Annotated in this window: 8 protein-coding genes; all 8 read right to left on the bottom strand. The window is 41.5% G+C overall.

What is annotated here, in order from left to right; genetic code table 11:
- Positions 1–184: 184 nt before the first annotated feature.
- Positions 185–3,517 (bottom strand): fused isobutyryl-CoA mutase/GTPase IcmF, encoded by a 3,333-nt coding sequence (gene icmF, locus CAO17_RS18420; RefSeq protein WP_085994016.1) that lies wholly within the window; start codon positions 3,515–3,517, stop codon positions 185–187.
- Positions 3,517–4,158: a TetR/AcrR family transcriptional regulator gene (locus CAO17_RS18415; RefSeq protein ID WP_085994015.1), complete on the bottom strand. Its 642-nt coding sequence runs from the start codon at positions 4,156–4,158 to the stop codon at positions 3,517–3,519. Before CAO17_RS18415 ends, icmF begins: the two co-directional genes overlap by 1 nt.
- Complete coding sequence (gene meaB, locus CAO17_RS18410) at positions 4,137–5,090, bottom strand: methylmalonyl Co-A mutase-associated GTPase MeaB (RefSeq protein WP_085994014.1); 954 nt, start codon at positions 5,088–5,090, stop codon at positions 4,137–4,139. Before meaB ends, CAO17_RS18415 begins: the two co-directional genes overlap by 22 nt.
- Positions 5,091–5,385: 295 nt before the next feature.
- The gene (locus CAO17_RS18405) at positions 5,386–6,525 is read right to left on the bottom strand and encodes an acyl-CoA dehydrogenase (RefSeq protein WP_085994013.1); all 1,140 of its coding nucleotides are present in this window, start codon (positions 6,523–6,525) and stop codon (positions 5,386–5,388) included.
- 459 nt (positions 6,526–6,984) lie between these two features.
- The gene (locus CAO17_RS18400; protein ID WP_085994012.1) at positions 6,985–8,106 is read right to left on the bottom strand and encodes an acyl-CoA dehydrogenase; all 1,122 of its coding nucleotides are present in this window, start codon (positions 8,104–8,106) and stop codon (positions 6,985–6,987) included.
- A gap of 28 nt (positions 8,107–8,134) precedes the next feature.
- Positions 8,135–8,986: a 3-hydroxybutyryl-CoA dehydrogenase gene (locus CAO17_RS18395; protein ID WP_085994011.1), complete on the bottom strand. Its 852-nt coding sequence runs from the start codon at positions 8,984–8,986 to the stop codon at positions 8,135–8,137.
- Between the two features lie 619 nt (positions 8,987–9,605).
- Positions 9,606–10,796: an acetyl-CoA C-acetyltransferase gene (locus CAO17_RS18390; protein WP_085994010.1), complete on the bottom strand. Its 1,191-nt coding sequence runs from the start codon at positions 10,794–10,796 to the stop codon at positions 9,606–9,608.
- 116 nt (positions 10,797–10,912) lie between these two features.
- Positions 10,913–13,018: a (Fe-S)-binding protein gene (locus tag CAO17_RS18385; protein WP_085994009.1), complete on the bottom strand. Its 2,106-nt coding sequence runs from the start codon at positions 13,016–13,018 to the stop codon at positions 10,913–10,915.
- Positions 13,019–13,125 lie beyond the last annotated feature (107 nt).

Genomic DNA, 13,125 nt, shown 5'->3' with positions numbered 1-13,125 from the left:
CGGCGCTCACTCCAAATTATCAGCTCTCACTCCGATTTATCAGCACTCACTCCAATTTATCGGCGCTCACTCCAATTTATCGGCGCTCACTCTCATTTATCAGCATTCACTCCGGTTTATCGGCCCCCACTCCCATTTATCAGCTCTCACATTATCAGCACTTCTTCTGGTTATCCATTTAAATCTACATATTTCGTCTATACTGCCCGCCAACTTCATATAAAGCACGTGTAATTTGGCCTAGACTTGCTACTTTTACTGTTTCCATGAGTTCTTCAAATATATTGCCACCAGATGCCGCGACTTCTTTTAGACGTTTTAGTGCTTCACCTGTAAACGCCTTATGCTTTTCTTGAAATTTCCTTAGTTCCTGGATTTGATGCTCTTTTTCCTCTTTCGTTGCACGTGCTAATTCCATGGAATCGATATCTTCTTCTGATGGTGGGTTTGGATTGAGATAGGTGTTCACTCCTATGATCGGGTGTTCACCAGAATGTTTCTTCGCTTCATAGTACAGGGATTCCTCTTGAATTTTTCCGCGCTGGTATTGGCGTTCCATGGCACCTAGTACTCCACCACGATCATTCATTTTTTCAAATTCCTGTAATACTGCTTCTTCGACAAGGTCTGTAAGCTCCTCAACAATAAAGGAACCTTGCATTGGGTTTTCGTTTTTCGCATAGCCGAATTCTTTGTTAATAATCATTTGAATCGCCATCGCTCGACGGACCGATTCCTCTGTTGGCGTTGTGATGGCTTCATCATATGCATTGGTATGGAGAGAATTCGTGTTATCCTGAATCGCGAGTAGAGCCTGTAATGTTGTACGGATGTCATTAAAATCAATTTCCTGCGCATGCAAGGATCGACCTGATGTTTGAATATGGTATTTCAGCTTTTGACTGCGCTCGTTCGCACCGTATTTATCCCGCATGACGATGGACCAAATCCTTCTTGCTACACGTCCAATCACCGTGTACTCCGGATCTAAGCCATTTGAAAAGAAGAAGGAAAGATTTGGTGCAAATTTATTAATATCCATTCCGCGACTTAGATAATATTCCACATACGTAAAACCATTTGCAAGCGTGAATGCAAGCTGTGTAATTGGATTTGCTCCCGCTTCTGCGATGTGATAGCCAGAGATGGACACCGAATAGTAATTACGGACATTTTTGTCAATAAAGTACTGCTGAATATCCCCCATCATTCTTAAAGCAAATTCCGTTGAGAAAATACATGTATTTTGCCCTTGGTCCTCTTTTAAAATATCCGCTTGCACGGTACCACGAACCACAGATAATGTATCCGCTTTAATTTTTTCGTATTCCTCTCCATTTGGTTCACGACCATGTTCTCCCTTGAATTTTTCGACCTGCTGATCGATTGCCGTATTAAAGAACATCGCCAAAATGATTGGGGCTGGTCCATTGATGGTCATGGAAACCGAGGTTAGAGGGTTTGTTAAGTCAAAACCATCATACAGCTTTTTCATATCCTCTAACGTACAAATGTTGACACCACTTTCTCCGACCTTCCCATAAATATCTGGACGATAATCTGGGTCTTCTCCGTATAATGTGACAGAATCAAATGCTGTCGATAGACGTTTGGCATCATCATTACGAGATAAATAATGAAAACGGCGGTTTGTTCGTTCTGGTGTTCCTTCACCAGCAAATTGCCGTGTTGGATCTTCCCCTTTTCGCTTAAACGGAAATACTCCGGATGTAAATGGAAAGGCACCAGGTACGTTTTCCTTCAGCAACCACTTCAAGCGCTCTCCCCAATCCTCGTATTTTGGAAAGGCCACTTTAGGAATCTTCAAGCCTGCTAAAGACTCTGTCGTAATATCCATTTCTATTTCTTTATCTCGAACCTTAAAGGTCATTTTATCCTTGCTATACTTTTCCTTTGTCTCATCCCAGGAATCTAGCAATTTCTTGGATGATGGTTTCAGTTGATCCTTATATAAACCTAGCGTATCCTTTATCGTTTTTACTACGTCCGCCTGTTCTGGTGAAATCGTTGCTTCCCCTATTGCAGCTATTTCATTATCTTGATCCGATGGTTGTTGAGAGATTTCAATCCCTTGCGATTCAGCGATTGTATTTAATGCGCCTTCTAGCTGGTATAATTTTCTCGCAATCTCACTTTGCTTTTTCGCATCCTTATGATAGTTACGAACATAATCCGCAATTTCTCTTAAATAATGACGGCGCTCATTCGTAATAATCATATTTTGCTTTTTCGCTATAACGTGTCGGTTAAAGTCAATCGACACATCCCAGTTATAGCGTTCATTCAACGTATCGATGATGGATGCGAATAGCGCGTTTGTTCCCTCATCATTAAATTGACTTGCTATAGTGCCGAATACAGGGAATTTTTCCTTATCCTCATGGAAAAGCATATGGCTGCGCTCATATTGTTTTCTTACTTGTGTCAGTGCATCGTCTGAGCCCTTTTGTTCAAATTTATTAATGACAATGAAATCAGCAAAGTCAATCATATCAATCTTTTCCAATTGTGTTGGTGCACCGAATTCAGCTGTCATGACATACATAGATAGATCGGTAACATCGGTAATCGCAGCATCCCCTTGCCCGATACCACTTGTTTCCACCAAAATAAAGTCAAAGCCCGATGCACGAACAACTTCAATAACATCCTGAATGGCCTTGGATAGCTCACTTCTAGAATCCCTTGTTGCTAGCGAACGCATGTAAACTCTATCCGTAAAAATCGCATTCATGCGAATTCGGTCACCTAAAAGTGCCCCACCTGTTTTTCTTTTCGTTGGGTCAATCGAAATAATTGCCAGTTTTTTATCTGGAACTTCATTTATAAAGCGACGAATCAACTCATCGGTTAGAGAACTTTTACCTGCCCCACCCGTTCCAGTTATCCCTAATACGGGTATGTTAGCATTTGCCTTGTCGTGAAGCATTTTTAATACTCGCTTTTTCTCCTCCACTTCTACATCCTCTGATTCAACCAATGTGATAAATTTAGCAATCGCTTGACGGTCTCCCTGGGCAAGCTTTGCGTAATCCTTCTCTATATCAATCGGTGGCACAAAATCACAGAGCTCTATCATTTTGTTAATCATACCCTGCAATCCATATTTACGGCCATCTTCCGGTGAAAAGATCCATGACACCCCATAATCATGAAGCTCTTTAATTTCTCTCGGAATGATGACACCGCCACCACCACCGAACACTTTAATATGAGTTGCACCAAATTCGTTTAATAAATCAATTATATATTTAAAATACTCTACATGACCACCTTGATAGGAAGAAATCGCAATCCCCTGTGCATCCTCTTGAATCGCCGCATGGACGACTTCCTCCACGGAACGATTATGTCCTAAGTGAATCACTTCCACTCCACTAGCCTGTAAAATTCTCCGCATAATATTAATGGATGCGTCATGCCCATCAAATAAACTGGAAGCTGTAACAAAGCGCACCGCATTTTTCGGTTGATAGATGTCCACTTGTTGTACCATTACCTCTCTCTCCCCCCATTTTGAAATTTAGGTTTTACTGGTAATTGCTTTAAAAAGGCTTCCACTTGTAAGTCAATATACTCTTGCAGTGTAAATTGTCTTTGTAAAATCCACCTGCGGAACCCCCACATATGACCTTGGATAATAATATTATTAGCTAAAAGGCTTGCCTGCTTTTGGGTTAAATCCGGAACACAGTTGATGATCATTTTTTCCAGCATCGCCACCATATCCTGCTCTTTTTGCAGTACATATTTTCTCGTTTCCTTCTTTAATGACTTAACTTCCTGATATAAAATGAGTATTTCTTCTTGAAGGTCATCCATTAAATAGAAATAGGACGTAATAATATTCACCAAATTTTCCTGTGATGAATGCTCTACAACAAAAGCCAACTCTAAGCGCTCACGGACTCGTTCATAAATGGCATCACAGGTCAGGTAAAGAATATCTTCCTTTGTACGAATATACTCATAAAGTGTCCCAATACTAAATCCAGAAGCTTTCGCAATTTCCCTTGTTGTGGTGCGATGAAATCCCTTTTCTTTAAAAAGATTAACCGCACCCTTGATCATTTGGTCACGGCGCTTTTTTACGAGCTCCTGATCCTTAACATTGGTCACAATCTTTTCTTTTGCCATTCCGTATTGGCCTCCTTCCACTTTTCCAGCCAATCCTTTGCAAGTCGGTATGGATCAGCAGCAGAATCGATTCTTGGAAGGTCATCGTTTGTTTCGATGAATGTTTTCACCTCCCGCCAGATTTCTTCGCGGATGAGTTCATAGACTTCCAATTCAAATTGCGCATTCCGCTTTTGTTTCCCTTCTTGTGTGGTGTATAAATATTCACGATGTTCTTTTATTTTTTCCCACAGAGTATCAATTCCTTTATTTTCCGTTGTGATGGTTTTGACAATGGCTACGATATGCTCTTCGGTCGCTGACATCATCACGAGCTCTCTTAATAGTCGTTTTAGTTTTCCAACCCCATCTAAGTCTGCCTTATTGATCACAAATAAGTCCGCGATTTCCATAATACCTGCTTTAAAAATTTGTAATACGTCACCACTATTTGGTGTAAGTACAACGGCTGTGGTGTCAACGATTTTCATAATGTCTAATTCCGATTGTCCTACCCCAACTGTTTCGACGATAACGACATCAAAGCCAAATGCATCGCAAATCCGCACTGCATCTTTGGTAGCACGAGCTAGCCCACCTAAGCTGCCACGTGTTGCCATACTACGAATGAAAACACCATCATCCGTAAAATGCTCATTCATCCGTACCCGATCACCAAGTAAAGCCCCACCACTAAATGGACTGGTCGGGTCTACCGCTATAACAGCAACTGTTTTCCCTTCCTCACGAATATGTGAGATAAGGCGGTTAACTAGAGAGCTTTTCCCAGCTCCAGGTGAACCTGTTAACCCAACATACAGTGCATGCTTTCTCAGCGAAAAAACATCACTAAGCACCTCCAGTTTTTCTGGATGGTCATTTTCTACCATGGTAATGGCTCTCGCTAATGCCCGGACATCCTTGTTCTTCATCCGTTCCACAATTTCATGCATGATGTACTTCCTTTCAATCGATATGTTGATATGATTATTCATTCGTTTTATCCCCTGTTGTCATACTATGATGGATGTGTATGATTCCCAGTTGAAAGAAAATGCGCAGTAACTCTAAAAATCAAGATAGTATGATAATACCGCTACGGGAATACACTCCGCTGTTTCAGTGCACAACCGCTCTATCCGTATTTCAACTCTATAAAAATTAATGTCAGAGCGGAAATCAACATACGCAACATTACCGCACTTTCTATCTATCTCGTATCATAACCATTGCTGTCCAACATCATTTCTATTTCGTTAGCATTCTTCCAATAACTAACCGTTGAATTTCATTGGTTCCTTCGTAGATTTGGGTGATTTTGGCATCGCGCATATAGCGTTCGACTGGGTAATCCTTCGTGTAGCCATATCCGCCAAATACTTGGACGGCTTCTACGGTAACTTTCATTGCTGTATCACCCGCAAATAATTTAGACATGGCTGATGCTTTTCCATATGGTAGCCCTTCTGATTCTAGCCATGCTGCTTGATACGTTAATAGACGGGATGCTTCTACTTCTGTTGCCATATCTGCTAGCTTAAAGGAAATTCCTTGGTTCGTTGCGATTGGTTTTCCAAATTGTTCCCGTTCTTTGGCATAGTCAACAGACGCATCCAATGCACCCTGAGCAATTCCTACTGCTTGAGCGGCGATTCCATTTCGACCACCATCTAGTGTTGTCATCGCAATCTTAAAACCTTCACCTTCTGCCCCAAGCAAATTTTCTTTAGGTACACGACAATTTTCAAAAATTAATTCTGTTGTTGGAGATGAACGAATTCCCAATTTCTTTTCTTTTTTCCCAAATGAGAATCCTTTTGTTCCCTTTTCAACGATAAATGCACTTATCCCTTTATGTTTCGCATCCGGATCCGTCTTGGCAAACACAAGATAAAGATCTGCTACCCCACCATTGGTAATCCAAACTTTATTTCCGTTTAATAGATAATCTTCGCCATCTTTTTTCGCTGTCGTCTTCATGGATGCCACATCACTTCCCGCACCAGGTTCTGATAATGCATAGGCACCTAAAGCTTCCCCAGTCGCTAAACGGTTTAGGAACGTTTTCTTTTGTTCTTCATTTCCATATTTATAAATAGGCCAGCTTGCTAAGGATAAGTGTGCGGATAAGGTAACTCCTGTGGAAGCACACACGCGAGACAACTCTTCAACAGCTATTACATAACTAACAAAGTCCGATCCGATTCCACCATATTTCTCTGGCCAGGGAATTCCTGTTAACCCTAATTCTGCCATCTTATCAAAGATGCCACGATCGAATCGTTCCTCCTCATCCCGCTCCGCAGCTGTAGGTTCCACCTCTTTCTCCGCAAAATCCCTCACCATTTTTCTTAGCATTTCCTGTTCTTCCGTTAATTGAAAATTCATGTGTAGTTCCTCCTCAATTGTTTATCTTTTTATATGACACTTCAAGTATATTTGCGTATTAGTTTGGAGCACTTTGATTCCATCTGCGAACAGTCGGCTTTCCATGAGAACAGCATCTAATAACTGTAGTTCCCACAGACTAGGAAGACTCCAATAGCGAAACATCACACACAGAAAAGTGGTATTCTTTTTCAGTGAGTCGACTGCCTTCCTCTTCAATCAACAATATAGTGATTTTTTATAACATAGTTTTGAAAGGTTTTTTTGAAACTGCGCTAATCAGCGAAGGAAATACACGAAGACTCCTATGGGAGGACAGGCCTAGGTGAGACCCCGGAGTGCGTCAGCACGAGGAGGGCTCAGCAGCCGCCCATGGAAAGCGTAGTGTATTTCCGCAGCGGTATACATGCTCCTCTTTAAATAGTTGTATAACGCTATTTTTTAAAAGTTTACTTCCTATCACAAATGCTTAGCAATCACGATATGTTGAATCTCATTCGTTCCTTCATAGATTTGTGAGACTTTTGCATCCCGGAAAAGACGCTCTACTGGGAAGTCTTCGGTGTAACCGTTCCCACCGTAAATTTGAACTGCTTCCATTGCTGTTTTCATTGCTGTATTCGATGCAAACATTTTCGCCATCGATGTTTCTTTTCCACATGGTTTTCCTTTAACAACTAGCGATGCAGCTTGATAGACTAATAGTTTGGCAGCCTCTACTTCTGTTGCCATATCCGCAAGCTTAAAGGATAAACCTTGATTACGTGCAATCGGTTTTCCGAATTGTTCCCTTTCCTTGGCATATAAGATGGAATACTCCAAAGCAGCCTCTGCAATTCCTAGGGCTTGGGCAGCTATTCCAATTCTACCGACATGAAGATTAGATATAGCAATCCTATAGCCTTCTCCTTTTTTACCAAGGAGCTGTGTTTTGGGAACAGCACAATTGTCAAAGCTTAATGGTACGGTACTTGAGCCATGTAGACCCATTTTTCTTTCCTTCTTACCAATGACTAATCCTGGTGTATCTTTCTCAACAATAAAGGCACTAATCTCATCTTGAGCGGTTCGTGCAAAGGTAATATAAGTATCTGCTTCCCCACCATTCGTGATAAAAATCTTTGACCCATTTAATACATAATGATCTCCGTTTTCTTTAGCCGTTGCCTTCAGGTTTTTCGCGTCAGAACCAGCACCAGGCTCTGTTAATGCAAAGGCCCCAAGGTATTCTCCAGATGCTAGTTTAGGAATATATTTTTTCCTTTGCTCCTCTGTCCCATAATATAAAATAGGATTCGTTCCGACCGAAGAGTGAACAGATAGGATGACACCAAGCGTTGCACTAACCTTTGACAATTCATGTATAGCAATAATATACGACGTGAAGTCCATTCCACTTCCACCATACTTCTCCGGGAGGGCGATTCCCATTAATCCAAGATGTCCCATTTTTTTCATAAGTTCCCTTGGAAACCGATCCTCTCTCTCCATTCGTTCTACATCTTTTGCTACCTCGTTTTTGGAAAAATCACGGACCATCTTTTGCATCATTTTCTGTTCCTCTGTAAAGTGTAAATTCATTTCTGTCCCCCCTTAGGTGTTGCAAGGATTAGCTATACTCGTAGAAGCCCTTTCCAGATTTTCTCCCTAACCATCCTGCTTTTACATATTTTCTGAGCAATGGACACGGACGATATTTACTGTCCCCAAGCCCTTCATGAAGTACCTCCATAATATAGAGACACGTATCCAGTCCAATAAAATCGGCTAACTTCAATGGTCCCATCGGATGATTCATCCCTAATTTCATAACCGTATCCACATCTTCGGGTGTCGCGACCCCTTCATAGACGGTGTAAATCGCTTCATTAATCATCGGTAATAAAATACGGTTAGACACAAAACCAGGGAAATCATTCACTTCCACAGAGGTTTTATTTAATTTCTCTGCCGTTTGTTGCACGGCTTCATATGTCTCAACATTCGTTTGCAATCCACGGATAATCTCCACTAGTTTCATAACTGGAACCGGATTCATAAAATGCATGCCAATCACTTTTTCTGGACGATTCGTCACGGCAGCCATTTCCGTTATCGGTAAAGATGATGTGTTAGATGCTAGTATGGCATGTTTTGGTGCAAATTGATCCACTTCTTGGAATACTTTTGTTTTGACATCCATATTTTCTACAATTGCCTCTACAACAAAGTCACAGTCCTTGGCATCTTCTAGACTTTCGGAGAGGGTAAGTCGTTCAAGCGCTGCTGTTTTGTCTGCTTCCGTTATTTTCTCTTTGGTAACGTCTTTTGTAAGTATTTTTTCTATTTGGTTGTATCCCTTTTTCCGTGCTTCTTCCTTCACGTCATTTAATAGGACTTCAAAGCCTGATTGGGCAAAGACCTGAGCTATCCCAGATCCCATCTGTCCTGCTCCTATTACCATTACTTTGTTTATGGACATGTTTTCTCCTCCTCGTAAGGTGATGTAGTTTATTTAAATAGTTTTTTCATTCGTACACTTTCCCTCTTTTGTTCCGTGGTAGAAATATGTGACATAACTCGGTAAAGTTTGCCAATGCACGTTGATTTCCACTGTGAGCAGTCGCTTTCCGTGAGCACGGCTTCAGCCTCCGTAGCGGAAGACCACCGCTTCGTAGACTTCAGACACGTGCTATTCCCACAGGACAAAGAGGCTCCGTCAGCGTCAGATCTTCGTGAGAAAAAGTGATTTTCTTTTTCAAGGAGTCGACTGCCCTTCCTTCCAATCAACATTATTATGGCTAAAACAATAACAGAAGATTATGCTCAAAAATAGCGGAGGAAATACACGAAGACTCCTCGAAAATACAAACCGATTTTCTTCGTGCGATGCGTTGCTGCCGTAGTATTCCTTGTCCTGTGGGACGAAAAGCCTAGGTGAGACTCTGGAGAGCGTTAGCTCGGAGGAGGCTCAGCAGCGCCCACGGAAAGCGCAGTGTATTTCCGCAGCGGTATTTAAGTTCCACGTTTCAGGTGAAGTTACTGCGCCATTCTATTCCTATATTGTGTATTAAAATACGGTCTTTTAAGTGAGTGAATGCTTATTTACTCTTTGGTACTTCAATAAGTACAGCGTCGCCTTGGCCTCCGCCACTGCAGATGGCTGCGATTCCTAGTCCACCGCCACGGCGTTTTAGTTCATAGATAAGGGTTAAGATAATTCGTGCGCCGCTTGCTCCGATTGGATGGCCAAGTGCAACTGCGCCTCCATTCACATTTACCTTTTCTGGATCTACTTTTGCAATTTGCCCACTTGCTAAGGCTACGGCTGCAAATGCTTCATTAATTTCAAATAAATCAATATCCTCGATGGAGTGACCCGTTTCTTCAAGGAGTTTATTGATTACGATACCGGGTGTCTGCGGGAAATTCCTTGCCTCTACAGCAACTTCTGCATGACCGATAATGGTTGCCATTGGTGTCTTTCCTAGTTTTCTTGCCTTTTCATCTGACATTACAACAAATGCTCCAGCACCATCGTTCACACCTGGGGCATTACCTGCCGTAATAGACCCATCCTTGTCAAAGGCGGGACGAAGACTTGATAGTTTTTCTACGTTTGTTTCTTTTCTTGGTGCTTCATCGGTATCAACGACAATTGGATTTCCTTTACGTTGTGGTATTTCTATAGGGACAATCTCCTCATTAAACTTTCCTGATTCCATTGCTGTGATTGCACGTTGATGACTACGAAATGCCCATTCATCCTGAGCTTCTCTTGTTAAACCAAATTCTTTTGCGGTGGAATTTCCGTACGTTCCCATATGGACGCTTGTAAATGAACACGTTAAACCATCATGAATCATCATGTCCTTCACACGGCTATCTCCCATACGACTTCCCCAGCGTGCATCTGGCATAAAATACGGGGCATTGCTCATGCTTTCCATTCCACCAGCAACAATGATATCTTCATCACCTGAACGGATTATTTGGTCAGCTAAGGTGACACTTCTAAGTCCGGAGGCACAAACTTTGTTAATGGTTTCTGTTTTTACTTCCCACGGAATCCCAGCCTCACGTGCTGCCTGACGTGATGGAATTTGCCCTTGCCCACCTTGTAAAACATTTCCAATAATGACCTCATCCACTTCTGAGCCATCTAGATCAGCTCGACTTAGGGCTTCCTTAATAGCTTTTCCGCCAAGCTGTGAAGCAGTTAGCGGCTTTAACGCTCCTCCAAACTTACCAAAAGGGGTACGTGCACCGGATACAATCACAGATTTTCTCATTGAAAATTCCTCCCATTATACAAGTGATAATCACCATTGATTGAACGCTCGCTCAGTTTGCTTGTTTGAAAAAAGGGGAGTCCTCATCCCCTTTTTTTTCATTAAGACACCAAACATTAAGCCACTACTTCTGCATCCTCCGTAATAACGGATAATGCTAATATTTCAGCTACATCCATCGTGCTAATATCTTCTTCCACTTCTTTGGCCTTTGTTCCGTCGCTAATCATAGTTAAACAGAATGGGCATGCGGTTGAAATCATCGTCGGTTTGACTTCTAATGCCTGTTCCGTACGCGCCACATTAATTCGATTACCGGTTGTGTCCTCTGCCCACATGAGCCCTCCACCTGCACCACAGCACATAGCATTTTCCTTGCTACGAACCATTTCTGCTAATTCTAGCCCTGGAATAGATTGCAAGATTTCTCTTGGTGGATCGTAAACGCCATTATATCTTCCTAAATAACAAGAGTCATGGTAGGTTAATCGCTGATTGATAGACTTCTCAGGTTTTAATTTTCCAGATTGCAATAAATCAAATAGTAATTGGGTATGGTGTAATACCTCTGCTTCATAACCAAGATCCGGATATTCATTTTTAAAGATATTATAAGCATGAGGATCGATGGTTACGATTTTCTTTACATCATTTTTTTTAAACGTTTTGATATTTTTTTCCGCAATTTCTTGGAATAAGAATTCATTTCCGATACGACGAGCTGTGTCACCTGAGTTGGCCTCTTGATTTCCTAGGATAGCAAAGCTAATACCTGCTTTGTTCATAAGTTTTGCAAAGGCGATAGCAATTTTCTGGCTACGACTATCATAAGAACCCATCGAGCTTACCCAGAAAAGATATTCAAATTCTTTTCCTTCTTTCTTCAACTCTTTTACTGTTGGGATGGATACAGACTCATCTTCTTCACGCCATTTAATACGGTCTTTTTTCGATAGTCCCCACGGATTTCCTTGACGTTCAATGTTCATCACAGCACGTTGAACATCAGAATCCATTTTTCCTTCTGTCATGACTAAGTAACGACGCATATCAATGATGGCACCAAGTTGGTCATTCGTAACGGGACAAGCATCAACACAGTTCGCACAAGTCGTACATGCCGAAAGCTCTTCCTCTGTAATCACATCACCAATCAAGGCTGCTTCCTGAATCGTAGCAGCAGCTTCACCACTAGCGCTTGCTCTATTTCCTGGTGTATTAGAGAATGCATAGGTTGGTACCCATGCCTGCTTTCCAGTAATAGCTGCACCTTTTTCCGTTAAATGATCACGTAATTTCACCATGATATCCATTGGTGACAGCATTTTCCCTGTTCCCGCAGCTGGACATACATCCGTACAGCGTCCACACTCAACACATGCATAGAAATCTATCATTTGGTGTTCTTCAAAGTCTTCAATTTTACCAACACCAAAGGAGATTTCGTCTTCATCCTCTGTTTCCTCGTCTATATCAAAATCCAATACATTCAGCTTACCAGGTGATTTTTTACTTAAAAATACATTAATTGGCGCGGCAATTAAGTGTGCGTGCTTGGATTGTGGAACATAAACTAAGAATGATAGCAGTGTAATGGTATGTACCCACCAAGCGATATAGAACAATACGGCGGCAGCTTCAGGTGACACAAAACCAAAAATCATAGCTATAACACTAGCAACTGGTTCTGTCCATGTCGGATCATGACCTAACCAAATCTGAGACATTCCATTTCCCATTAGTACAGACAGCATCAATGTCCCAATAAATATAAGAACGAGCCCTGCTTTAAAGCCCCTTTTTAACCGTACTATTTTTTCAATATACCTACGATGGAATGCCCATACAACCGCAATTAAGATCATTAAAGTCACAAGTTCTTGAAAAAATACAAATCCCGGATAAAATATTCCAAATGGCAAATGATTCCCAGGAGCAAGCCCCTTTACAAACATATCAATGGCACCAAACTGTACGAGTAAAAATCCATAAAACATCATGACGTGAATGGTTCCAGATTTTTTGTCCTTTAACAGCTTGGACTGACCAAAAACGATTTTTCCAACTCGTTTCAGCCTCATCCCTACTTCGCCGTCAAATTCTGATTTTTTCCCCAATCTAATGTAAGAAACCCTGGTCGCAACTACTCTAGCAAATAGATAAAGGGCATAAAACGTAACTGCTAGAAATGCAACCCAATTGATGATTAACAACGTATCCATGATTCCTCCTCCTCTTATTCCTCCCAGTGATAACGATTTCATTTATCTGAATATTCCCTAGATGTTATTACTTTCTATACTATAGATGACCGATCGTTCAGTCAACC

The sequence above is a fragment of the Oceanobacillus senegalensis genome, assembly GCF_900176885.1.
Classification (GTDB): Bacteria; Bacillota; Bacilli; order Bacillales; family Amphibacillaceae; genus Oceanobacillus; species Oceanobacillus senegalensis.
The sequence above is the reverse complement of the archived record's forward strand: the minus strand, read 5'-3'. Positions and strand labels throughout refer to the sequence as shown.

What these genes read in the sequence shown, in the direction of transcription:
- CAO17_RS18390 (WP_085994010.1), bottom strand. Translation starts at nt 10,796, where the DNA reads ATGAGAAAATCTGTGATTGTATCCGGTGCACGTACCCCTTTTGGTAAG.
- icmF (WP_085994016.1), bottom strand. Translation starts at nt 3,517, where the DNA reads ATGGTACAACAAGTGGACATCTATCAACCGAAAAATGCGGTGCGCTTT.
- meaB (WP_085994014.1), bottom strand. Translation starts at nt 5,090, where the DNA reads ATGCATGAAATTGTGGAACGGATGAAGAACAAGGATGTCCGGGCATTA.
- CAO17_RS18405 (WP_085994013.1), bottom strand. Translation starts at nt 6,525, where the DNA reads ATGAATTTTCAATTAACGGAAGAACAGGAAATGCTAAGAAAAATGGTG.
- CAO17_RS18400 (WP_085994012.1), bottom strand. Translation starts at nt 8,106, where the DNA reads ATGAATTTACACTTTACAGAGGAACAGAAAATGATGCAAAAGATGGTC.
- CAO17_RS18395 (WP_085994011.1), bottom strand. Translation starts at nt 8,986, where the DNA reads ATGTCCATAAACAAAGTAATGGTAATAGGAGCAGGACAGATGGGATCT.
- CAO17_RS18415 (WP_085994015.1), bottom strand. Translation starts at nt 4,158, where the DNA reads ATGGCAAAAGAAAAGATTGTGACCAATGTTAAGGATCAGGAGCTCGTA.
- CAO17_RS18385 (WP_085994009.1), bottom strand. Translation starts at nt 13,018, where the DNA reads ATGGATACGTTGTTAATCATCAATTGGGTTGCATTTCTAGCAGTTACG.